The sequence below is a fragment of the Enterococcus sp. AAFC-DPL-5146 genome (assembly GCF_058216635.1).
Window position 1 is genome coordinate 799,876 of sequence record NZ_CM177103.1, and the last position, 22,751, is coordinate 822,626.

The following is a 22,751-nucleotide window of genomic DNA, read 5'->3' on the forward strand; positions in this document are numbered from 1 at the left end:
AATCAAGTTTTGTTTCAGTTTTTTATTATAATTTTTTATTCATTTGATAATGCTCGATATTAGCATCAAGAAACATTTCGCCTTCTTTGACATAGCCGATTCTTTCGTAAAATCCTAAAGCTGTTGTTTGAGCACCTAAAGTGATGGTATCGTATCCTTGTTTTTTAGAAAATAATTCAGCATTTTCAACGATTAAACGACCATAATCTTTTCCTCGATACTCTTTTTGAACAGCCATACGCTGTAATTTTATCATACCATTTTCAAGTGGCAACAATCGACAAGTAGCAATCGCTTTATTGTCATCACCGTACAAAACAAAGTGAATACAAGCAGCCTCATACTTATCAATTTCAATTTCGCTAGGAACACCTTGCTCCAACATAAACACTTGATTGCGGATAGAAAGAGCATCTAGATAGATATCACTCATAGTATCTTTAGTTTTAACGATTTTCATTTAGCACCTCTGTCATAGTTATTTAATTTATTATACATCAAATAATTGTTCAACAGAAGTTTTCTACTTTATTAGAATTTAAAAAAGATGGATGTATATTATTTGTAAAAATATTACTAGCAGTGTACATTATAAATAACAAAAAAAGAAAGGCTGTGACATGAATGAATACAGATGAGATTGTACAAAAAGTAAAAGATTTAATTGGTGAAGGAAACTTTGAAAAAGCTAAGCAATTCCTTGAAGAACACAAGGATGAGATTGGTGAGCAGTATGAAAAACTAAAAGTAATGATTCCTGATATTGATGCTGGCGGATTGGCTGATAAAATAAAAGGTTTTTTTAAAAAATAAAAAATATTAATCATATTTAAACATTCGTCTATTTAATTAGACGGATGTTTTTTAGTATAATGCAAGAAAATGTTATTCTATAAAATAGGTACAAAGAAGTATTGCTATCTTAATTAAGAAAAGTTATGCTAAAATCTACTAACAAGCAATTATTGTTTTTATGAATGGAATAAAAAATACAGATTATTTGTTATAAGGAGGAGGAGCATTTTTGTTTGAAAAATTAAGACAATCAAAATTATTTTTTTGGTCAGCGGAATTGTTAGTTATCGCTACCTTGATTTTTGTTTCAACGAAAATTAATTTTCTATTTACACCAATCGGGACCTTTTTCTCGACATTGTTTGCACCTGTTTTAGTGGCAGGATTTCTTTATTATATTTTAAATCCAATTGTCAATTTATTTATGAAGGCTAAAATGAAGCGGACATATGCTGTACTTTTAGTGTTATTGATTTTAGTGGTAGCTATTGTTTTGATTCTTGTCAGCGTCATTCCTAAGTTAGCTTCTCAATTAGCTAGTTTAGCTTCTAGTATGCCGACCGTTTTCAATAATGTGGAAGCGTGGATCTATAAAATGGCTGAACTTCCTCTATTTAAAGAGGTTGATTTAACTAGTTATATTGAGAAATTGGATATTTCTTATGGAAATATTATTCAGCAGTTCTTAAGTGGTTTGTCTAATAGTTTAGGATCGGTTGTTTCAACTGTTGCTTCTACGACTATTGTCATTTTTACGGCTCCATTTATCTTGTTCTACATGTTAAAAGATGGCGATCGATTAGTTCCTGGGATTAAACGATTTTTACCTGAGAATCGTCAAGAAAGTATTGCTGAATTGTTGGAGAAAATCAACAAAACCTTGGCCAACTACATCAGTGGACAAGCAATTGAGTGCTTATTCGTAGGTACATTTACTGCAATCGGTTATTCTTTGATTGGTGTACGTTATGCCTTTTTATTCGGAGTAATCGCAGGTTTCACGAACTTGATTCCATACTTGGGACCTTATCTAGGGTTAGCACCAGCTGTTTTTGTAACTGTATTCGATGAGCCAATCAAAGCCGTCTTTTGTTGTATCGTTGTTTTAGTTGTACAGCAAATTGATGGAAATATCATTTATCCAAACGTAATTGGAAAATCATTACAGATTCACCCGTTGACAATCATTATTGTTTTACTTGTTGCTGGTAATATTGCTGGACTTCTAGGTATTTTCTTGGGCGTTCCATTTTATGCAATTGCTAAAACTGTCGTTATTCATGTGATAGGAATGATTAGGGAAAGTAAAAGTGAAAAAATTGTATTGACTGGTGAAGGAAATGACTTGTCAATGAAGGGAAAATGATAATCGAATATTGAAATTATTTATTGTTTGTGATACGATTTTAACGTGGCTACTTAAAGTGGTCACGTTTTTTATCAAATTGATTAGTAAACAGTTTATTACTAAATGAAAATGGAAAACAGGATATAGTGTTTTCTGAATAATTTAAGAGGAGAGAGTGTACATTATGAATGCTGACCCCGAGAGTCAGTCGCTTATCGCGCAAATTTTATTATTGATCGTATTAACCTTGATAAATGCGTTTCTTGCTGCATCAGAGATTGCAGTAGTTTCTGTAAATAAGAATCGAGTTGAACAAAAAGCAGAAGAAGGGGATGCAAAAGCGAAGAAGCTATTAAAAATTTTGCAAGATCCTACAAGCTTTCTATCAACAATCCAAGTAGGTATCACTTTAGTTAATATTTTATCTGGAGCGTCCTTAGCTGATTCACTATCAGCAAGATTGGCACCTGTTCTTGGAGGCGGAGCCGCTGCAAAAAATATTGCTAACATTATCATATTAGCTTTATTGACATATGTATCGATCGTTTTTGGTGAGCTGTATCCAAAACGAATTGCGATGAATAAATCAGAAGAAGTAGCTCAAGCTACTTCAGGATTTGTACGTATCATAGGAGTTGTTGCCCGTCCATTTGTATGGTTGCTATCAGCTTCAACGGATTTGCTTTCAAGGCTTACACCAATGAAATTTGATGATGCTGATTCGAAAATGACACGTGACGAAATGCGTTATATGTTAGAATCAGAGGGTGTTTTAGACAATGATGAATTAGAAATGCTTCAAGGTGTCTTTTCTTTAGATACAAAAGTTGCCCGTGAAGTAATGGTTCCCCGTACTGATGCTTTTATGATTGATATTGAAGATGACATTCATGAAAATATCGATGCAGTTTTATCAGAAAACTTTTCGAGAATTCCAGTTTATAACGAAGATAAAGATAAAATTGTCGGTGTTCTTCATACTAAAAATTTGCTGAAAGCAGCACATAAATTAGGTTTTGATAATATCCAATTAAAAAATATTATCCAAGAACCATTGTTTGTTCCAGAAACGATTTTCATTGATGATCTACTATATGAATTAAAAAGAACCCAAAATCAAATGGCTATTTTGCTAGATGAATATGGCGGTGTCGTCGGTTTAGCTACGTTAGAAGATTTGTTAGAAGAAATTGTTGGTGAGATCGATGATGAGACAGATGAAGTAGAAAACTTATATTCTAAGATTAGTGAGCATGAATATTTGATTCAAGGAAGAATGCTAATTGATGAATTCAATGAAGCATTCGGAACAGATTTGCATATGAGTGATGTGGATACGATGGCAGGTTATTTAATCACGGCATTAGGTACGATACCTGATGAAGGAGAAAAACTGTCATTTGATGTCGGTAATATCACACTGACTTCTGAGGAAATGGAAGGAACCCGAGTTTTAGCGTTAAAAGTTGTGTTCCATGATGAAGAATCAGTTGATGAAGAGCCAGAAGAAAACCGTCGTTTTTTCCGAAAAGAGATGGAAGATGACGAACCGAGACGATAAACAATAAAGTAAAGAGATAGAAGCGAACTTAGTTGCTTTTATCTCTTTACTTTTTAGTTTAAATCAATCATTAATCTTTTTATTATGGATAGCTTTGATTGCTTGATAAAGACCAATGTATTGTTCATCGTTATCTGCAGAAAAACGAAAAACAAAAGATGGTAAATCATATTCCTCTGGGATTAAATAAGAAGACGTAGCTACAAGAAAATCAAATGAAGAAAAATCGTCAGATCTATACGCGACTAACTCAACAAAAGACAATTCTTCTAAAAATTTTGTTAAAGGCTGAACGAGTAAGTAATTAGATTCAGCAATCAATGCAATGCGAATTAAATTATTTGTTTGGAACGATTCATAAAGTGGAACGAGCAAAGCCGCTAATGTATCTGATAGCTGGTCAATAATATTTTTAAGCCAACCAAAATTCTTTCTTTTTGAAATTTTTTGAAATAAAGATTTGAAATGTGTAAATAAATGGTAATGGTATTCATTTTTCAAATAAAGTGAATGATTGATTGAATGAAATAAGGTTGGAAAAGGTTTTTTAATGATCGCTTTAGAGAAAATAATATTCCCAATATTTCCAAAGAGAACAGGATGTTCTTCCCAAGAAAAATCTTCTGGCATAAATTGTTTGCTGAAAAACGTACAAAATTCTTCTAATAATTTTGTTGCCGAATTTTTATGACTCGCTAAATAAGTATTTAATAATATTAACCGTTGTTCATTTTCTCTGAAAAAATTGGGTGTAGCAATTAATAGATAGGAAGCAAATTGTCCCTCAGCTTCTTGTATCTTTCTTTCTGTAATCAAGTGTTCAAAAACTGATTTTACACAAGTTTCATTAACTGGAATGTATGGATCAATTTCCGTTTTTTCAGTTAATAGGTTACCCGCTTTGATTCGCAGATAAATGATATCAAGCATCAGTGTGATCTGTTTATATGCAGCGTAACTGTAAGTATCTGGAAAATAAGGACTGATAATTTTGATGATTTCCTCGTAATTGATTGGATTATCTGGGATTTTTGGCAGATTCGTTCCTTGAGAAGCCAGCCATATTAATGTGTATAATGTTATTCGTATCACACGTTCATCACCATAGAGGGTCAGTTGAGAAGTGTTCATTTTAATATCAAATTTTTTAAAATAGCTACTCAGTAATTTTGATTTACGAACGACCGTTGTTCTGCTATGATAATTTTTCTCGCAAAATTTGGCCAAATCATCGTTTGGATAGAACAGGATTGAAACTAATAATTGATAAGGAATGCTTTGGGTAATCAAATACTGGTAGTATCTATCATATGAAATATCCTGCTTATAATGTACGCCATCTGTTTGAAGTATCTCTGTTTTTTTTCCAGTCATTTTGGTTAGGTCTTGCTGAATCAATTCTAGGAGATAGACCACCCGACTGTATGAATAGTCAAGTCTGTTTTCAAAAAAATTGAGACTATGTTGTTTATTAGAAAAGGTGGTCAATAGTTTAAACAATGTTAATTTACGTTTGGCAGTGTCTTCTAACATCATTGTTTCTAGCATTTTTTTGCCCCCTTTAAGGTACATTTCTCAATAAAGTAAAAAGTATGGTCCTTTTTTGAATAATTCATAGAAAAGCGGATTGTTTAATAACGTTTGTAATTTGTTTTTATTTTATTTATAAGGTTTTGAAGATTGATAAATAACAGATTGGATAGAATTGTAAATGAATTGGTCAAGAATATCAAACATTTGCACAAATAAAGAGCGGACTTTATACTGGACTTAGTTAACTATTGATCAATTCTTAATGGTTATGCTAGTTTTTTAGCATATAAACTCTTAAGAACTAACTCTTCCCCAAATGAATAGAGATCAGGACAAATTTCGGTGATTTTTGTTTTGGTCTCTTTTATTTTTTTGCTAACTTGACTAAAGACTTTGAAAATCAAGGTAATTCCATGATATACTAGTTTAGTTGAATAATAAAGAATAGGGAGAATTTTCCGATGTAAACATTCCTTTAAATAGATCATAAAAAATAAATAAAATTTTTTCAAGAAAAAAACGAATAGATTGGAGCAACAAATGAATAATCCGCATTTAAAAGAACAAGTAGATAGCCGCAGAACGTTTGCTATTATTTCCCATCCGGATGCCGGAAAAACGACAATTACAGAACAGCTTTTATTATTCGGAGGAGCAATCCGTCAAGCCGGAACTGTAAAAGGAAAGAAAACTGGAAACTTTGCAAAATCTGACTGGATGGAAATCGAAAAACAAAGAGGAATTTCTGTAACTAGTTCGGTGATGCAGTTTGACTATGATGGAAAACGCGTAAATATTTTGGATACGCCAGGACATGAGGACTTTTCAGAAGATACGTATCGAACATTGATGGCTGTAGATAGTGCAGTCATGGTAATAGATAGTGCTAAAGGGATTGAAGCACAAACTAAAAAATTATTCCAAGTTGTCAAAAAACGTGGCATTCCAATTTTTACATTTATCAATAAATTAGATAGAGATGGCCGTGAGCCACTAGAGTTACTTGAAGAATTGGAAGAGTTATTAGATATCGAATCTTACCCAATGAACTGGCCAATCGGCATGGGGAAAGGGCTAGAAGGGTTATATGATATCTACAACAAACGTGTAGAAGTTTATCGACCTGAAAATAATAATGGCGAACGCTTCATTCCATTAGTGGATGGCGATATACCAAATGATTTGCCACTGCATAAAGATAGTGTTTACCAACAAGTTTTAGAAGAAGTTGAATTGCTAGTAGAAGCAGGAGATGAATTTGATACAGAGAAAATTTCTCGTGGCGATCAAACGCCAGTTTTCTTTGGATCAGCTTTAACGAATTTTGGTGTGCAAACAATGTTAGAAACCTTTTTACAATTTGCCCCATCTCCATATGCTCATAAGACAGAAGATGGACAAGAAGTGAGTCCTTATGAAGAAGAGTTTTCTGGTTTTGTATTTAAGATTCAAGCAAATATGAATCCAGCTCATCGCGATCGAATTGCATTTGTTCGAATTTGTTCAGGAACATTTGAACGTGGTATGGATGTGATTTTAGGAAGAACAGGCAAAAAAATTAAATTAAGTAATGTAACACAGTTCATGGCTGATTCTAGAGAAAATGTGGAAGAAGCTGTAGCTGGTGATATTATTGGAATTTACGATACAGGGAACTATCAAATTGGAGATACTTTATTTGAAGGTAAATTAAAAGTGCAATATGAAGAGTTACCTTCATTTACACCAGAGTTATTTATGAAGGTCAGCGCTAAAAATGTAATGAAACAAAAATCATTCCACAAGGGAATTTACCAACTGGTTCAAGAAGGTGCCATCCAGTTATACAAAACCTATCTAACTGAAGAGTATATCATCGGTGCAGTGGGACAATTGCAGTTTGAAGTATTCCAACATCGTATGCTAAATGAATATAATGCTGAAGTTGTTATGACACCAATGGGATCGAAAATCGCTCGTTGGATCGATCCAGCTGATTTAGATGAACGAATGAGTTCTAGTCGAAATATTTTAGCGAGAGACCGTTTCGATCAACCGCTATTCTTATTTGAAAATCAGTTTGCTATGCGTTGGTTTGCAGACAAATATCCTGATGTTGAATTGAAGAGTTTGATGTAAAAAATATGTTGAAATGAATGTTTTACGGCAAATTGATTAGTTGATATTTGCTAATTATTTGTTAGGATATATTATTTTTATAGAAGTCTCTTTTTATTGCGAAGGATAAAAAGAGGCTTTTTGCTGAATACTTAGTACTGCAAAACTTTGTTGTCTATAAGATATAATTGTAAGTGTCATCTATAAATGAAAATTAATGGGGTGTGAAATCATGAATAGTAAAAAAAGTATGATGTATTTGGCAATTTCTAATTTATTTTTAGTGTTTTTAGGTGTGGGTTTGGTTATTCCTGTTATCCCACAATTAAAAGAAGAAATGCATTTTTCTGGTGCAACAATGGGCATGATGATGTCTATTTTTGCTATAACACAATTAATTATCTCGCCTATTGCAGGGGTATTGTCAGATAAAATTGGGCGTAAAAAAATGATTGCTACTGGAATGATTATTTTTTCACTTTCCGAGTTATTATTTGGACTAGCCCAGGCGAAAAGTGGCTTTTTTATTTCCAGAGGTTTGGGAGGAGTTGCAGCTGCATTGCTTATGCCATCTGTCACTGCATTTGTAGCTGATATGACAACGATTTCGGAACGTTCTAAAGCAATGGGGCTAGTTTCTGCGGCTATTAGTGGTGGATTTATTATTGGTCCTGGTGTGGGTGGTTTTATTGCCTATCTGGGTATTCGTGCTCCTTTTTATGGTGCGGCAATCTTAGCCTTCATTGGCTTTATCTTAACGTTAACAGTATTGAAAGAGCCAGAGAAACGGATTCAAGCAGCGGTTGGAGCAAAAAAAGGTTCATTTATGGATATCTTGAAAAATCCGATGTTCACTTCATTGTTCATAATCATTTTGATTTCTTCATTTGGCTTACAAGCATTTGAGTCGATTTATAGTATTATGGCAACGATTAACTTTGGCTTTACAACAGGTGAAATTGCTATGGTTATAACGGTTAGTGGAATTTTAGCACTTATTTGTCAATTATTTTTCTTTGATGCAATTGTGCAAAAGTTAAGTGAACTAGGACTGATTCAATTAACTTTCTTTGCAAGTGCAATATTCATAGCGGTAATCGCATTTACAAATAATAATCTTGTTGTTGTATTTTCCACGTTTGTCGTATTCTTAGCTTTTGATTTGTTTAGGCCAGCAGTAACAACTTACTTATCTAAACATGCTGGAGATCAACAAGGGACGATAAATGGATTGAATTCAACGTTTACAAGTTTTGGTAATATTTTAGGGCCGATTGCGTCAGGTTATATGTTCGATGTTAATCATTTTTTCCCATACTATGTCTCAGCTGCGATTCTTTTGGGAACTGGATTTTTATCTCTTTTTTTAAGTACAAATAAAAATAAGGGAAAGAAAATCTAGCAAATTAGAATGATTCATCTTGTATTTTTTTACTTATAATGAATAAAAAAAGGGTGTGAAACTCCTTATGAAGACAATTGCTTCAAGGAGTCCAACATCCTTCTTTTTATCTACTTCTCAATGTAACTGTGAGTTAATGGTATAGAGATTTCAGTAACATCTTTTAATGAAATAATCGAAACATTTTCACGATCATATCGATCTTTTGGTAAACGCTTTAAAAAGTACGTTAAAACTTCATTTATTTCTGTATTTCGAACAGCACGCTGTTTATTAATAATCAATATTTCAGCATGTTGAGCAGCTTCTGTATAAACAACGGTTGTATTACCCGCTGAATAAACTTTGACAAAGTATGCATCGGTATTTTCTAGTTGTTTATTGACTAACTGTTTGTAGCTATTAGTTACATTGACTAGTTTCATTTTTATCACCTCGATTTAATTCTTTATTTTTTGACTGTAATAATAAAAATTAGAGTATCTAAAGATCGAGAAGAACTAGAATAGTGTTTCTAAAAATTTGTTGTAAAATCTATACACTTTGATTATAGATTTTTTTAGCTTAAATAAAAAGGAATTTGTCTTAAAAGATAAAAAAGTCAATCAGGTATCTGATTGACTTTTTGTGTTATTCTTCTTCAGTTGTTTCTTCGATATTGTCATTAGGTACAGAAATTGTGTTCCCGGTAACTATGATTTTTCCATCACCATCTAGTTTGGCAATCAATTGATGCTCTTCTGGGTGATCTAGGAAATATTCAGCAATACCATCCTCGATTTGTTCTTGGATAGTTCGACGTAATGGACGAGCGCCCATTGCAGGATCATAGCCCAAATCAACTAACTTTTCTTTCACATCAGTTGGTACTTCAATGTGAATTTTTTGATGAGCAAGTAAGCTATTGACTTCATCTAACATCAAGCTGACAATATTCATCAAGTTTTCTTTGCTTAAGGCTTTGAATTCAATAATCCCATCAAAACGGTTTAAGAATTCAGGTGTGAAGAAATTGTTTAATTGTCCTAAAACGGATTTAGTCACTCCATCACGTGCGGCACCAAAGCCAACATTTGCTTCTACATTACCAGTACCTGCATTACTTGTCATGATAATGATTGTATCTTTGAAGCTGACGGTTCTGCCTTGGGCATCTGTTAAACGGCCGTCATCAAGAATTTGCAAGAACATATGCAATACATCTGGATGTGCTTTTTCGATTTCATCTAATAGAATCAAGCTGTATGGATTACGACGAACTTTTTCAGTTAACTGTCCAGCTTCATCATATCCTACGTAACCTGGAGGTGAACCAATCAATTTAGATACGCTGTGTTTTTCCATGTATTCACTCATATCAAAACGAATCATGGAATCTTCTGAACCGAATAATTCGTATGCTAATTGTTTGGCTAGTTCTGTTTTACCCACACCAGTTGGTCCAACAAATAAGAAAGAGCCGATTGGACGATTTTTTTTGCCTAAACCAACACGGTTACGGCGAATGGCTTTTGATACTTTATCAACAGCATCATCTTGTCCAACAACATTAGTTTTTAAATCAACAGCTAGATTTTTTAATTGTGTTTGTTCTTTTTCTTTCAAGTCACCGACAGGGATACCTGTTTTTTGTTCAACGATAGCTTCGATATTTTGTTCGCCAATTACAGGAGTTTCTTCATCACTGATTTGTTTTTCCTTCATTGATTGCAGTTTATTGATTTGATCACGGTAATAAGCCGCTTTTTCAAAATCTTCTTCTGCTGAAGCTTGTTGTTTCTGTTCTTCAGCGTCTGCTAGTTTCTTTTCGATTGTTTTAGGATCTACGATTTGAATCGTTAAATTCATTTTAGAACCAGATTCGTCTAATAAATCAATTGCTTTGTCTGGTAAGAAGCGGTCTTGAATGTAACGATTGGATAATGTTGCAGCAGCAACGATCGCTTCATCTGTGTATTTTACATGATGATAATCTTCATAACGCTTTTGCAGACCTTTCAGGATAGCAATTGTTTCATCAACTGTTGGTTCATCAACGCGAACAGGTTGCATCCGCCGTTCCAACGCAGCATCTTTTTCAATGATACGGTATTCATTAAGCGTAGTTGCTCCAACCATTTGTAACTCGCCACGAGCTAATGCTGGTTTTAAAATATTTCCCGCATCCATGTTGCCGTCACCAGCCGAACCAGCGCCGACGATTTCATGAACCTCATCTATAAAGAGGATGATATTTTCTGCTTGTTTGATTTCTTCAATCAATTTTTGCATGCGTTCTTCAAATTGGCCACGGATTCCTGTTCCTTGAACTAATGAAACCACGTCTAAACGAATGACTTCTTTGTCCAATAATTTTTGTGGCACATCACCATCGACAATTTTTTGTGCTAATCCTTCGACAACAGCTGTTTTACCAACACCAGGTTCACCGATTAAGACCGGATTATTCTTAGTCCGCCGATTTAAAATTTCAATCACACGTTTGATTTCTTCATCACGACCGACAACAGGATCAATATCACCATTTCTAGCAGCTTGAGTAATATTAATGCCGTATTCACCTAATAATCCATTTCCTTGGCCAGCACCTCTAGGAGGCTGCCCGCCATTAAAGCCGTTGCCGTCACCAAATTGAGTAGGCGGAATTTGAGCATTAGGATTTCCTTGTTGTTCTTGCATTTGACGAGATAAAGAGCGATATAGGTCATCTAAACTTCCAAAACCAAAAGGATCTTGTTGAGACATTGTTGGTTGATTATCGTTTGCTTGTGCTTTTAATTTTTGATAGCAACTTTGGCAATAATCTAATTGCTTTCTTTGACCATTAACATTTGCATATAAATGAATCGTTGCTGGATTTTGTTGACAATTTTGACAGATCATAGGATAAAACACGTCCTTTCAAAATAAGACTAATCATGTATCAAAGTCAGTTTTATAAAGTCAAATAGATCGCTGACCATTTTTGACCTTTGACATTATTATAGCATCTTTTTAGTAAGAATCAAGCAATTGAACTCTGATTTGTTTCAATAAAGAAATTACAAAATCATAGTAATCAGACATTTATTTTATATACAAGAGAATTTATTATATTTTTGTAAAATTAATAGGGATTATTTATATGAACAATAGTCATAATTTAGACAAAAATCTCTTTTTGTCATACAATAACGTCAGTTGGAAAATAAAAGTGAAAGCTGTGATCAATCGATGCATGAAAATCCATTTGAAGAACAAATCAATGCCTTAAAGGAAGGGGAAATCTCTGAACTTATCGTAGAACCAAAAGATTTTACGGTCTTTAGAGAGGTTTGGAAAAATTTACCGGATCGAATGTCAATTGTCGGAGAAGCCGGATTAAATGGACGAATTATATATCACTATATGAAGGAAGAGAAATAATTGATTATTTTATTAGATAAAAATTAGGTGAAAAGTGTTGTAACTACTCAAAAAAAATGGTAATCTTAAAAATTGAAAGGGTATTATCCAGCTTGTAGTTTCATTTGAAACGTACCAAGAAAGGAAAACCCTAACATAAAAAATTATTTTACTTACGAAGGAGACCGATTCATATGGAAAAGAAAGAATTTCACATTGTAGCAGAAACAGGGATTCACGCTCGTCCAGCTACTTTATTAGTACAAACTGCAAGTAAATTTAACTCAGATATCAACTTAGAATACAAAGGTAAATCTGTTAACCTTAAATCAATCATGGGTGTTATGTCTCTTGGTGTTGGTCAAGGTTCAGACGTAACTATTTCAGTTGATGGTGTAGACGAAGCAGACGCATTAGCTGCAATCGTGGACACAATGAAAAAAGAAGGATTGTCTGAATAATGTCTGAAATGCTAAAAGGAATTGCCGCAAGTGATGGTGTTGCTATTGCTAAAGCTTACCTGTTAGTTCAACCTGATTTGTCTTTCGACAAAAAATCTGTAGATGATGTATCTGCTGAAGAGAGCCGTTTAGATGATGCCTTAGCAAAATCAACGACTGAGTTGCAAGCAATCAGAGAAAAAGCAGCGCAAAGCCTTGGTGAAGAAGAAGCTCAAGTATTTGATGCACATTTAATGGTTTTGTCTGACCCAGAAATGATTGGTCAAATCAAACAAAACATTCAAGATAATAAAGTAAATGCTGAATCAGCATTAAAAGAAGTAACTGATATGTATATCGGTATGTTTGAAGCAATGGATGATAATGCTTACATGCAAGAACGTGCTGCAGATATACGTGACGTTGCTAAACGTATTTTAGCTCACTTATTAGGTGTAACTCTTCCTAATCCTTCAATGATTAACGAAGAAGTAGTTGTGGTTGCCCATGACTTAACACCAAGTGATACTGCTCAATTAGATCGTACTTATGTAAAGGCATTCGTAACGGATATTGGTGGACGTACTTCTCACTCAGCTATCATGGCTCGTTCTCTTGAAATTCCTGCAATCGTAGGAACAAAAGAAATCACTGCCAAAGTCAAAGAAGGCGATATTTTAGCAGTTAATGGGATTGATGGCGATGTTATCGTTCATCCGTCTGACGCTGAAAAAGCTGACTTTGAAGCTAAAGGTAAAGCTTATGCTGATCTTAAAGCTGAATGGGATAAATTAAAACATGCTGAAACAATAACTGCTGATGGCAAACATATTGAGCTTGCTGCAAATATTGGTACTCCTAAAGATTTAGAAGGCGTACGCAATAACGGTGGAGAAGCTGTTGGTTTATATCGTACAGAATTCTTATATATGGATTCTCCAGATTTCCCAACAGAAGATGATCAATATAAAGCATACACAGCAGTGCTTGAAGGAATGAACGGCAAACCTGTCGTGGTTCGTACAATGGATATTGGTGGAGATAAAGAATTACCTTATCTTCAATTACCTCATGAAATGAACCCATTCTTAGGTTACCGAGCTTTACGTATCAGCTTGTCTGAACGTGGGGATGACATGTTCCGTACGCAAATGCGTGCATTATTACGTGCATCTGTTCATGGTAACTTACGTATCATGTTCCCAATGGTTGCTACATTGAAAGAATTCAGAGCAGCGAAGAAAATCTTTGATGAAGAAAAAGCAAAATTAGTTTCTGAAGGAACTAAAGTTTCTGATACGATTCAAGTTGGTATCATGATCGAAATTCCTGCAGCAGCTGTAATTGCTGATAAATTTGCCAAAGAAGTAGATTTCTTTAGTATTGGTACCAATGATTTGATCCAATACACAATGGCAGCAGACCGTATGAACGAACGTGTTTCTTACCTTTACCAACCATATAACCCATCAATTTTACGTTTGATCAAAAACGTGATTGACGCATCTCATGCTGAAGGTAAATGGACTGGTATGTGTGGAGAAATGGCGGGCGACCAAACTGCAGTGCCTCTATTAGTAGGTATGGGCTTAGATGAGTTCTCAATGAGTGCAACATCTATCCTTAAAACTCGCAGCTTAATGAAACGTCTAGATACTAAGAAAATGACTGAACTTGCGGATCGTGCATTGAATGACTGCGATACAATGGAAGAAGTTATGGAATTAGTTAAAGAGTATACGAAATAAAATGAATAATGAAACGAAGGTAAAGGATTAGTGATAATTCTTACCTTCGTTTTTTTATTATAGATAATAAAGCATTATCAAATGGAAAAAACCTTTGTGGTAGAAACCACAAAGGAAAAAGTTTACTCTCAATAGTTACTTTTAGTTGGTAGTAAGAAAATTCTTAATTTCATTTTTATAGGTAGGTAAGTCATAGACAATAGAAGTAGGATGACCGGCACCTTCAATTAGTACTAGTTTTTTCTTAGATGCAATCGAAGCATTAAAAATATCTTCTGCCATAGATGTTGGAACAGCAAAGTCTGCATCACCATGAATGATTAATAATGGGATAGTCGACGATGCAGCATCCTTGATGGGAGAGATGTCATCTAATGAAACACCTTGTCTTTTAACTGAAAGATTATTCAATTCTTTTATGATAGGTTCTTTTAAAAAGCCTAATTTTTGTAACATATGTCTGAATAGTTCTGTTAAATCAGAATAACCGCAATCTTCAATTATAGCTGTAACATTTTTCGGTAAATCCTTCATACTGCCCATCATTAAAGAAAGTGAAGCGCCCATTGAATCGCCAGATATTACAATTTCGGACTCAGCTCCATTAGTATCATTTACTTTGTTTATCCATTCCAAAATATCGTACTTATCTTTTGCACCAAACGAACGAGATTTTATTGTACTTTTACCATGTCCTTGAAGTTCAGGTGCTAATACATTATAGCCAAGGTCGTAAAATACTTTAGCCCAAGCGCCCATGTATAAAGGTTGACTGCTAAACCCATGAATTAATACAACCGTTTTAGTTGTTTTTACTTTGTTTTTTAAATAGTAGGAGCGCAGATCTCCATCATCTTTTTTTATGATCCATTCTTCTTTAGGTATTTCTTGGAACCATTTCAGCCCTTCTTTGAATTCTTTTTCATAGGGTCCTTTCATTTCGCCACTGTTATCATTTATGTTATTTTCAAAAATATATGGATATAAAATATGTGCAATGGCTTTACCAATGATTCTTGGTGATTTTTCTTTGCTGGACATTAATTTTTTTAACTCAGCTTTATCATTTTCTGAAAGTGAGTTAAAAAAGCTAGTGTCTGTTAGAGAATCTTTGTTACTATTCATGTTTAGTTGAGAATCCATGGTATCAAGTGCTGATTCGCGGACAATGCTAGCTTGATCCCTTTGTTTATAGATAGTATCATTTTCTGCTGCTAGTCCAATAGAACTAGAATGAGAGAGAAAAACAGCACCTACTCCTAGACTTAATAAAAAAAATATTCTTTTTCTCAAAAAAAACAACTCCTTATCTTAATGTACTTACTTGTCTATATCACATAAAAAATGTTTAATTATGATTTAATGACAAGTAGTTATTATATAATATACACTATTGTGTTTAATAAGTTAGTATTATGTATGTTATTTAATCCTATTTGACTTCAAGTTTTATCTAAATCATATCGTGTTTTTAGAATAGTATATCATTCTTAAGGTTTAAAATGAAACGTATGTTATTTTGTTATAAGAATTAAATGTATACTAAAATCATTCGGAATAGATATCTAAATTATTATATCTATTCTCTACTTAAGAAGTTATCTCTATCTTTTTTGAAAGTAAGACCTACGCTATTAACAAATAAGAAAAAACTGAACTGTAAAAATTTATTAAATGGAATCATTTTTAAGGAATATCTAAAAAGAATGTTGTATAGTAATGGACAAGTAAATATTTAGGAGGTTCCTATGAAGCATAAACAAAAAAAGATGGCTGTAGTGATGAGTTTACTTTTGATTTCTACAGGATTATACACTGGAAAAACAGCATTTGCGACGCAAGGAAGTACGATAGAAAATACATCAGCAAGTACTAGTAGTACTGAAACTACTCAAAGTTCTGAGGAAGTACTACAAATCAATGCAGTTGCTTTAGGTAATGCACTGACACAAGAGCAAAAAGACTTTACGTTGAAAGAACTGGGTATTAAAGGCGAAACACCACAGTATACAACGACAGGGCAAGATTTGATGAATTTTATCCCTGATGGTGGTTTTACTAAAGAGTGGGCAGTCTATAGTTCTGTTCGAATGGAAACACAGAAAAAAGGTTCAGGAATTTCTGTAGATATTGCAACACCTAAGAATATTACTAAAATTACAGAAGCTCAGTACAAAAATGCCGCTTTGACTGCTGGTATAACAGATGCTAAGTTAACCGTTGCTTCAGCCGTGCCAATCGATGGGTCTGGTGCACTAGCAGGGGTATATAAAATCGTTGAAGAATCTGGCGGGATTATTAATAAAGATCGTGTAGAAGTCGCCCAAGATGAAATGGGTGTACTATCTAAAATCACAGAAGAAAACAAAGAAAAAGATGGTTATTCTGATAAAGCTTTAAATGCGGCGCAAGAGCAAGCTAAAAAAGAATTAGCAGCAAAGACCGCAGATGGAAAAAAACTGACTCAAGAAGATATTCAGCAAACGGTTGAAAGTGCGTTAAGTAGTCAAGGAATCAAAGATGTTATGACTTCAGATCAGGTAAAGGAGTTAACAACATTAATGAGTAATATGAAAGATAAAAATATTTTTGAAGACTTTGTTGGAGAATTAGATCTATCTAAAGCAAAAGAGCAAATTCAAGAGAAATCTAAAGGTCTTTGGGAGAATATTAAAGGATTTTTCAGTGGACTTTGGGATTCGATTACTGGGAAGTAAGTTAGGTATAGAATATAAATAAAAAAATGGTCGAATTAAAACTATATATTAGTTTTAATTCGACCATTTTTTTACATTATTGAACATAAGTATGAAAAATAATGATATTAAAAAATCCTATAAAATATCATAATTTATGGAATAAATAAATTTCGTAAAATGAATTTAAACTATTAAGTTGTTAATGTATGTGATAATATTTTGTTACAATTAGTTTTTTCGAGAGGAAATAATATGTGGAAATCCAAAAAGAGTCGTTTTTTAGTGATAATTCTTTTAATAATTGGTTGCTCGGGAATTGTGGGCATAGGAGGAAAGTTATACATGGATAAAATAGAAGAGCAAAAGGAAATGGATTTATTAGTAGTAGAAAAGCAATCGGTAAAGGTGTTAAAAAATACGTTTGCGGACATTGCAGAAGTAGATATTGAACGAACAGGATATAATAGTATGACAGGTTCGTATAATATGATTATTACTATGAAAAATATACAAGGAAAATCTGTTTATTTTTCATATGGTTTTGTGAAGGATAGTAATGAGATAAGTGATTATGGAATAGAAGATAGAAGTATACAGGTTAAAGGAGTTACACAAAATAAAGTTAGAATTATTTATTCAAATGGTGAGGAGGAAGAAATTTGAGTATTACAGATAAAAATTGTAATAAGATAAGTGATAGAACCTATTGGTTAGACCCTAATGACAAAGATAAATATGACCCTACTTTGAAAGAAGACACTGTTCGTGAACTTGGTGGAACAGAATTTAAAATATTAAAAATTCAAGAAAATTCCAAAACAGATGGAATGCAAGCAATGGCTGTTGCTCCGATAGATAAAAAAGGTAATGTGGATACCTCTCAAATTGTGATTTCTTATGCAGGAACAAATCCAAAAGATTTAAAGGATTTAGAAACAGACTTACGAACAGTTGGTGGTTTCTTTGATAAAACAGTTAGTCCAGGGTTTTCAAGTTCACCGAGTGAACAGCGATTAGAAGGGCAACTAAATTCTGCTATTGATTTTGCTGATGTGATTAGAAGAGATTATAAAGGAGCAATAATTACAACAACTGGTCATTCATTAGGAGAGTTTTTAGCATTATACATTGCTGCGGAAAACAAGTGGAAAAATATAGGGTTTAATGGCCCAGACCCATATGAATTGTTGTCACCTGAGGCAAAAAAATGGATTAAAAACAATCCCGGAATGTTAACGAATTATCGAAATCGGGCAGACGTTATTGGCAATTTAAGGGGTAATGGGACTGGAGCAGAAATAAAAATCAGTATGGAAATGGGACTTCACTCGCCTGGAGTCTATCATGATTTAGTAAAATGGGGATTTGATGGTAAAGGAAATCTTATTATTCAAAAAAATGATTACAATAAAGAAGCAATAAAAGAACAGGCAGAACGTCAATTAAAAAATCAATTTATTCTAGGGATGTATACACTAGAATTATTGAAGAAAAAATTTAAGTCCAGTGGTGGTGGACTTTCAACGAATGAACAAATTTATTTAGATAGCAGCCAAGCACTAGCAGTTGTTCAATATGCCTCTTCTGAATTTCAAGTAGTTATGACTAATACGGTTAAAATTTATCAAGATGGGATAACAGAATTAGAAGAATTGTGGCAGAAAATGTATTCAAAAGCATTTAGTGATGTTCCTGATTTGAGCCATGGAGAAGTAATGGAAGTATTGGAATCAACAGGTAGCTCAGAACGTAGTATTGTAAAAGAGCCGAGTGAATTATTTAGAGAAAAGATAGCTAAAGCAAAAAAAATGAATGAACAATTTAATCAGTTAGCTTCTGAAATTAGGGGCAAAATAGCTGAATTAGTTCAGAGAGACCAAGAATTAGCTCGACAATTGAGATAATGGAGAGTGATCAGATGGATAAAGAACAACAATTATCGAAGGACTACCAAAATAATAGACGGAAACGGGAAAAACAAGAAGATGATATCAAACATTTCCAGAGACAAGGACAACAACTTGCAGAAGAAGCCTATTCAGAAATTCGTTATCTATTATCTGATATTTCTGAAAGTGATGAACCTTTAAATAATGCTCAAATGGAATTATCTTGTTTGGAAGAAGAGCTGATGATGACACTAGACAAGGAAAAGAAAAAAATATTGAATCGTCAAGAAAAATTAGAACAAGGCTATCGGAAAGAGTTACATAAGTTAAAAGAAGAGGATTAATATGTTAGAAGCATTAGAAAAAATAATGAAAGAATATAGGAAAAATGTCCAAAAAACAAAAGTAAGAGCAATTGGTCGTTCTGGGTCTCAGAGCAAAGAATTGAAGAAAGAGAAAATAAAACGATTAGGTGAACAAGAAAGTAAAACTGCTCAAAAAGCTATTTCAAAAGCAACATCAGGATTACAAGAAACAGTAAAAGGTCAATTTGGTAAGAAAGTAACACAAGTATTTGATAAACAAAAACAAACATTGGATAACTTTTGATTCTTTTTAAATAGTAATAAATTTTATGCTTTATAAAAATTTGAAATAAAAGTAGAAATACAAATGACTAATACTATAAAAAAATCAAGAAAAATAAGAAAGCAAAGGAATACATATATGGTATCGTTACCTAAAGAAGTCATTCAAGCATTATTTTTAAATGAAGGCGATACACTAGATTTTATTATTCGTGATGGACAAGTGTCACTAGAAAAACCTTTAGCAATCAAATCAGACAATGTTCCCAATGAGTTTTATGAGTCATTTTAAATTAGCAGGAATAACCAAAAGCTTTCTCGTTCTTTAGGGAGGGCTTTTCGTAAATTGGATTTTTCTATTGAATCCTCATGTTTTGGGGTATAATACAAGATAGGTCAAATGAGTAGGAGAGAATATGAATGACAGAACTTAATGAAAAAAAATCGACAAAATTATCAGATGCTTTATGGAATTCCGCACATATTTTACGATCAAAAATGGATGCGAATGAATACAAAAGTTATTTGTTAGGATTAGTTTTTTATAAATTTTTATCAGATAAAATGCTTTTTTATGTGGCTGAACTTTTGGAGCAACCAACAACAGATTTACAACTTGCTCAAAAGCTGTATGAAGAAGCTTTTGAAGATGAAGATACTAAATCAGCTTTATTAGAAGAATTACAAGATGAATTTTCATATACCATTGAGCCAAAGTTAACATTTATTTACCTTGTCAATGAAATCAATGGTAAAACAGAAGCTCCTTTTGAACTAGATCATTTAAATCAAGGGTTTAGTGATATTGAGCGTTCTAGTGAAATTTTTGCCAATATGTTTGAAGATGTGGATTTATATTCTAAAAAATTAGGAGCTACCTTATCAAAACAAAATCAGACAATTTCAGAAGTAATGAAAGAATTAGCTGAACTAGATTTGGCTGGAGAAGCTGCACATGATGGTGATGTTCTAGGAGATGCCTATGAATATCTAATCGGCAAGTTTGCATCTGATTCAGGGAAAAAAGCTGGTGAATTCTATACACCTCAACCTGTAGCACGTTTGATGACGCAAATTGTTTTGCAAGGAAAAGAAAATAAAAAAGGGTTTACTATTTATGATCCAACTATGGGTTCAGGTTCCTTACTTTTAAATGCAAAGAAATTTTCAAATGAACCAGGGACGATTTCCTATTTTGGACAAGAATTAAATACGTCTACCTATAATCTAGCTCGTATGAATATGATTTTACATGGTGTAGCAAATGCCAATCAGCATTTAAGTAATGGAGATACATTGGATGAAGACTGGCCGAAGGAAGAACCAACCAACTTTGATGGTGTCATGATGAATCCGCCATACTCTGCAAAATGGACAGCGAATAAAGGGTTTTTAGAAGATTCTCGTTTTTCTGATTATGGTGGAGTATTAGCACCAAAATCCAAAGCAGACTTTGCTTTTTTATTGCATGGCTATTATCATTTGAAGGAAAATGGTGTAATGGCAATTGTTTTACCTCATGGCGTTTTATTCCGTGGCAATGCAGAAGGAAAGATTCGTCAAGTACTATTAGATAACGGGGCAATTGATACGGTGATTGGCTTACCAGCGAATATCTTCTATAATACGTCCATTCCGACAACAGTTATTGTCTTGAAAAAAGGGCGTAAAGAAAAAGATGTTCTATTTATTGATGCATCCCAAGGATTTGAAAAAGGGAAAAACCAAAATATATTAACAGATAAACATATTCAAGAGATTTTAGATACCTATATGACTCGTGAAACCAAAGGTAAATATGCTTATTTAGCTAGTTATGACAGAATCAAAGAAGAAGAATATAATTTAAATATTCCACGATATGTTGATACATTTGAAGAAGAAGAAGAAATTCCATTAGATACTATTTCAAAAAATATAAAAGAGACAGAGCAGAAATTAGCAACTGCAGAAAAAGAATTGTTTAATATGTTAGGTGAATTACACGGGACGACAGACGAAGCAGATAAGGAATTGAAGGAATTTATTACTATGTTTATGAACAATGGTGGTGCTGATGAGTAAGAAAAAAATACAACCTAAAATAAGATTTAAAGAATTTGATAATAGTTGGAAAAAGCCAAAGTTTAAATTATTTATCTCAAAAGCTGGAAAGAAAAATTCTGCAAATAATGACTTTCCTGCTTATTCAGTTAGTAATAAAGTTGGGTTAATTCCTCAAAATGAACAATTTGAGGGGAGTAGACTTGATTTTTTAGAAAAAATTGCATATAAGATCGTAAATCCAAAAGAGTTTGCTTATAACCCTGCTAGAATTAACGTTGGATCAATCGGATTTAATGATTTAGGCTTTCCAGTTTTGGTTAGTTCATTATATGTTGTAATTAAGATAAATGAAAAGTTAAATAATGACTATGTACTTCAATATATTAAATCCCCAGAGTTTATAAAAGAAGTTAAAAGGAATACGGAAGGTAGCGTCAGAGAGTATTTATTTTTTGAAAGTTTAAAAAATGTTAAACTCCCTTATACTGAATTAATAGCGGAACAAATACAAATAGCTTCTTTTTTCAAGAAATTGGATGAAATGATTCATCTTCAACAACAATACCTTGATAATTATAAACAATTAAAAAAAGTAATGTTACAGAGGATGTTTCCGAAAAATAATGATAAAATACCGAAAATTCGTTTTAATGAGTATATTAACGCTTGGGAACAGTGCAAGTTGGGAGATATTGTAAAAATCACAATGGGTCAATCACCAAACTCTGAGAACTACACAGAAACTCCAACTGATTATATACTAGTCCAAGGCAATGCTGATATGAAAAATAATAGAGTTGTACCTCGCGTTTGGACTACACAAGTCACTAAAATGGCAGATAAAGGAGATTTAATTTTAAGTGTCAGAGCTCCTGTTGGAGATATTGGGAAGACTGATTATGATGTTGTTCTCGGGAGAGGAGTTGCATCAATCAGAGGGAATGAGTTTATCTTTCAAACGTTAAGAAGAATGAAAGAAAATCGTTTTTGGACTAAACTAAGTACAGGTTCGACTTTTGAAAGTATTAATTCTTCTGATATTAAAGATGCTTCTATTTTATTACCAATTGAAGATGAACAAAATAAAATAGGTACCTTTTTTAGACAATTCGATAACACTATCAATCTTCATCAAAGTAAATTAGACTCATACAAAGAATTAAAAAAAGCCATGCTTCAACGCATGTTCATCTAACAATAACAACCGAAATGAGGTGGAAAA

General features: G+C 33.1%; 21 protein-coding genes. 16 read left to right on the forward strand and 5 right to left on the reverse strand.

Annotated elements, in window-relative coordinates:
- Positions 1–25 precede the first annotated feature (25 nt).
- Positions 26–460, reverse strand: a complete 435-nt coding sequence (locus AC4BB2_RS03665) for a GNAT family N-acetyltransferase (protein WP_490474083.1) — start codon at positions 458–460, stop codon at positions 26–28.
- Between the two features lie 164 nt (positions 461–624).
- Here AC4BB2_RS03665 and AC4BB2_RS03670 point away from each other — a divergent pair, with 164 nt between their 5' ends.
- The 3 genes from AC4BB2_RS03670 to AC4BB2_RS03680 all read left to right on the forward strand — a co-directional run bounded on the left by AC4BB2_RS03670 (position 625) and on the right by AC4BB2_RS03680 (position 3,704).
- The gene (locus tag AC4BB2_RS03670; RefSeq protein WP_490474084.1) at positions 625–813 is read left to right on the forward strand and encodes a hypothetical protein; all 189 of its coding nucleotides are present in this window, start codon (positions 625–627) and stop codon (positions 811–813) included.
- A 211-nt stretch (positions 814–1,024) separates the two neighbouring features.
- Entirely contained in the window at positions 1,025–2,161 is a 1,137-nt protein-coding gene (locus tag AC4BB2_RS03675) for an AI-2E family transporter (RefSeq protein WP_490474085.1), read from the forward strand.
- Positions 2,162–2,327: 166 nt separating this feature from the next.
- Positions 2,328–3,704 carry a hemolysin family protein gene (locus tag AC4BB2_RS03680; RefSeq protein WP_490474086.1) on the forward strand — a complete coding sequence of 459 codons (1,377 nt, stop codon included), beginning with the start codon at positions 2,328–2,330 and terminating at the stop codon, positions 3,702–3,704.
- A gap of 63 nt (positions 3,705–3,767) precedes the next feature.
- Here the strand turns inward: AC4BB2_RS03680 and AC4BB2_RS03685 are convergent, their stop codons facing one another.
- On the reverse strand, positions 3,768–5,252 hold the full coding sequence (locus AC4BB2_RS03685) for a helix-turn-helix domain-containing protein (protein WP_490474087.1): 1,485 nt from the start codon (positions 5,250–5,252) through the stop codon (positions 3,768–3,770).
- A 525-nt stretch (positions 5,253–5,777) separates the two neighbouring features.
- On the opposite strand from AC4BB2_RS03685, the gene AC4BB2_RS03690 reads away from it, so the two are divergent.
- Together AC4BB2_RS03690 and AC4BB2_RS03695 are read left to right on the forward strand one after the other, a co-directional pair.
- Complete coding sequence (locus AC4BB2_RS03690; RefSeq protein ID WP_490474088.1) at positions 5,778–7,355, forward strand: peptide chain release factor 3; 1,578 nt, start codon at positions 5,778–5,780, stop codon at positions 7,353–7,355.
- 211 nt (positions 7,356–7,566) lie between these two features.
- Entirely contained in the window at positions 7,567–8,736 is a 1,170-nt protein-coding gene (locus AC4BB2_RS03695; protein WP_490474089.1) for an MFS transporter, read from the forward strand.
- A gap of 110 nt (positions 8,737–8,846) precedes the next feature.
- Here AC4BB2_RS03695 and AC4BB2_RS03700 read toward each other — a convergent pair whose 3' ends face one another.
- A complete protein-coding gene (locus tag AC4BB2_RS03700) occupies positions 8,847–9,161 on the reverse strand; it encodes a DUF1827 family protein (protein WP_490474090.1) in 315 nt (104 codons plus the stop codon).
- Positions 9,162–9,366: 205 nt separating this feature from the next.
- Entirely contained in the window at positions 9,367–11,619 is a 2,253-nt protein-coding gene (locus tag AC4BB2_RS03705; RefSeq protein ID WP_490474091.1) for an ATP-dependent Clp protease ATP-binding subunit, read from the reverse strand.
- A gap of 330 nt (positions 11,620–11,949) precedes the next feature.
- On the opposite strand from AC4BB2_RS03705, the gene ykzS reads away from it, so the two are divergent.
- From ykzS to ptsP, 3 genes are all read left to right on the forward strand, one after another.
- The gene (gene ykzS / locus AC4BB2_RS03710) at positions 11,950–12,141 is read left to right on the forward strand and encodes a protein YkzS (RefSeq protein ID WP_490474092.1); all 192 of its coding nucleotides are present in this window, start codon (positions 11,950–11,952) and stop codon (positions 12,139–12,141) included.
- A gap of 173 nt (positions 12,142–12,314) precedes the next feature.
- Complete coding sequence (locus AC4BB2_RS03715; protein WP_010773230.1) at positions 12,315–12,581, forward strand: phosphocarrier protein HPr; 267 nt, start codon at positions 12,315–12,317, stop codon at positions 12,579–12,581.
- Positions 12,581–14,308 carry a phosphoenolpyruvate--protein phosphotransferase gene (ptsP, locus tag AC4BB2_RS03720; protein ID WP_490474093.1) on the forward strand — a complete coding sequence of 576 codons (1,728 nt, stop codon included), beginning with the start codon at positions 12,581–12,583 and terminating at the stop codon, positions 14,306–14,308. Before AC4BB2_RS03715 ends, ptsP begins: the two co-directional genes overlap by 1 nt.
- A 141-nt stretch (positions 14,309–14,449) precedes the next feature.
- Here the strand turns inward: ptsP and AC4BB2_RS03725 are convergent, their stop codons facing one another.
- Entirely contained in the window at positions 14,450–15,601 is a 1,152-nt protein-coding gene (locus tag AC4BB2_RS03725) for an alpha/beta hydrolase (RefSeq protein WP_490474094.1), read from the reverse strand.
- A 455-nt stretch (positions 15,602–16,056) separates the two neighbouring features.
- Between AC4BB2_RS03725 and AC4BB2_RS03730 the strand changes: the two genes are divergently transcribed.
- The 8 genes from AC4BB2_RS03730 (at position 16,057) to AC4BB2_RS03765 (ending at position 22,724) form a co-directional block, all read left to right on the forward strand.
- Positions 16,057–17,025 (forward strand): DUF1002 domain-containing protein, encoded by a 969-nt coding sequence (locus tag AC4BB2_RS03730; protein WP_490474095.1) that lies wholly within the window; start codon positions 16,057–16,059, stop codon positions 17,023–17,025.
- A 234-nt stretch (positions 17,026–17,259) separates the two neighbouring features.
- Complete coding sequence (locus AC4BB2_RS03735) at positions 17,260–17,670, forward strand: hypothetical protein (protein WP_490474096.1); 411 nt, start codon at positions 17,260–17,262, stop codon at positions 17,668–17,670.
- Positions 17,667–18,911, forward strand: coding sequence for an alpha/beta hydrolase family protein (locus tag AC4BB2_RS03740; RefSeq protein ID WP_490474097.1), 1,245 nt, complete (start codon positions 17,667–17,669; stop codon positions 18,909–18,911). The genes AC4BB2_RS03735 and AC4BB2_RS03740 overlap by 4 nt, the downstream gene beginning before the upstream one ends.
- A gap of 14 nt (positions 18,912–18,925) precedes the next feature.
- Positions 18,926–19,240, forward strand: coding sequence for a hypothetical protein (locus AC4BB2_RS03745; protein ID WP_490474098.1), 315 nt, complete (start codon positions 18,926–18,928; stop codon positions 19,238–19,240).
- A 1-nt stretch (position 19,241) separates the two neighbouring features.
- A complete protein-coding gene (locus tag AC4BB2_RS03750) occupies positions 19,242–19,505 on the forward strand; it encodes a hypothetical protein (RefSeq protein WP_490474099.1) in 264 nt (87 codons plus the stop codon).
- 63 nt (positions 19,506–19,568) lie between these two features.
- Positions 19,569–19,775, forward strand: a complete 207-nt coding sequence (locus tag AC4BB2_RS03755) for an AbrB/MazE/SpoVT family DNA-binding domain-containing protein (RefSeq protein WP_490474100.1) — start codon at positions 19,569–19,571, stop codon at positions 19,773–19,775.
- A 128-nt stretch (positions 19,776–19,903) separates the two neighbouring features.
- Entirely contained in the window at positions 19,904–21,547 is a 1,644-nt protein-coding gene (locus AC4BB2_RS03760) for a type I restriction-modification system subunit M (protein ID WP_490474101.1), read from the forward strand.
- Positions 21,540–22,724 (forward strand): restriction endonuclease subunit S, encoded by a 1,185-nt coding sequence (locus AC4BB2_RS03765; protein WP_490474102.1) that lies wholly within the window; start codon positions 21,540–21,542, stop codon positions 22,722–22,724. Before AC4BB2_RS03760 ends, AC4BB2_RS03765 begins: the two co-directional genes overlap by 8 nt.
- Positions 22,725–22,751: the final 27 nt, after the last annotated feature.

Excerpts from the sequence above, each read along its gene's own strand:
- AC4BB2_RS03665 (WP_490474083.1), bottom strand. The coding sequence starts at position 460 with ATGAAAATCGTTAAAACTAAAGATACTATGAGTGATATCTATCTAGAT.
- AC4BB2_RS03670 (WP_490474084.1), top strand. The coding sequence starts at position 625 with ATGAATACAGATGAGATTGTACAAAAAGTAAAAGATTTAATTGGTGAA.
- AC4BB2_RS03680 (WP_490474086.1), top strand. The coding sequence starts at position 2,328 with ATGAATGCTGACCCCGAGAGTCAGTCGCTTATCGCGCAAATTTTATTA.
- AC4BB2_RS03685 (WP_490474087.1), bottom strand. The coding sequence starts at position 5,252 with ATGCTAGAAACAATGATGTTAGAAGACACTGCCAAACGTAAATTAACA.
- AC4BB2_RS03690 (WP_490474088.1), top strand. The coding sequence starts at position 5,778 with ATGAATAATCCGCATTTAAAAGAACAAGTAGATAGCCGCAGAACGTTT.
- AC4BB2_RS03695 (WP_490474089.1), top strand. The coding sequence starts at position 7,567 with ATGAATAGTAAAAAAAGTATGATGTATTTGGCAATTTCTAATTTATTT.
- AC4BB2_RS03700 (WP_490474090.1), bottom strand. The coding sequence starts at position 9,161 with ATGAAACTAGTCAATGTAACTAATAGCTACAAACAGTTAGTCAATAAA.
- AC4BB2_RS03705 (WP_490474091.1), bottom strand. The coding sequence starts at position 11,619 with ATGATCTGTCAAAATTGTCAACAAAATCCAGCAACGATTCATTTATAT.
- ykzS (WP_490474092.1), top strand. The coding sequence starts at position 11,950 with ATGCATGAAAATCCATTTGAAGAACAAATCAATGCCTTAAAGGAAGGG.
- AC4BB2_RS03715 (WP_010773230.1), top strand. The coding sequence starts at position 12,315 with ATGGAAAAGAAAGAATTTCACATTGTAGCAGAAACAGGGATTCACGCT.
- ptsP (WP_490474093.1), top strand. The coding sequence starts at position 12,581 with ATGTCTGAAATGCTAAAAGGAATTGCCGCAAGTGATGGTGTTGCTATT.
- AC4BB2_RS03730 (WP_490474095.1), top strand. The coding sequence starts at position 16,057 with ATGAAGCATAAACAAAAAAAGATGGCTGTAGTGATGAGTTTACTTTTG.
- AC4BB2_RS03735 (WP_490474096.1), top strand. The coding sequence starts at position 17,260 with ATGTGGAAATCCAAAAAGAGTCGTTTTTTAGTGATAATTCTTTTAATA.
- AC4BB2_RS03745 (WP_490474098.1), top strand. The coding sequence starts at position 18,926 with ATGGATAAAGAACAACAATTATCGAAGGACTACCAAAATAATAGACGG.
- AC4BB2_RS03750 (WP_490474099.1), top strand. The coding sequence starts at position 19,242 with ATGTTAGAAGCATTAGAAAAAATAATGAAAGAATATAGGAAAAATGTC.
- AC4BB2_RS03755 (WP_490474100.1), top strand. The coding sequence starts at position 19,569 with ATGACTAATACTATAAAAAAATCAAGAAAAATAAGAAAGCAAAGGAAT.
- AC4BB2_RS03760 (WP_490474101.1), top strand. The coding sequence starts at position 19,904 with ATGACAGAACTTAATGAAAAAAAATCGACAAAATTATCAGATGCTTTA.
- AC4BB2_RS03765 (WP_490474102.1), top strand. The coding sequence starts at position 21,540 with ATGAGTAAGAAAAAAATACAACCTAAAATAAGATTTAAAGAATTTGAT.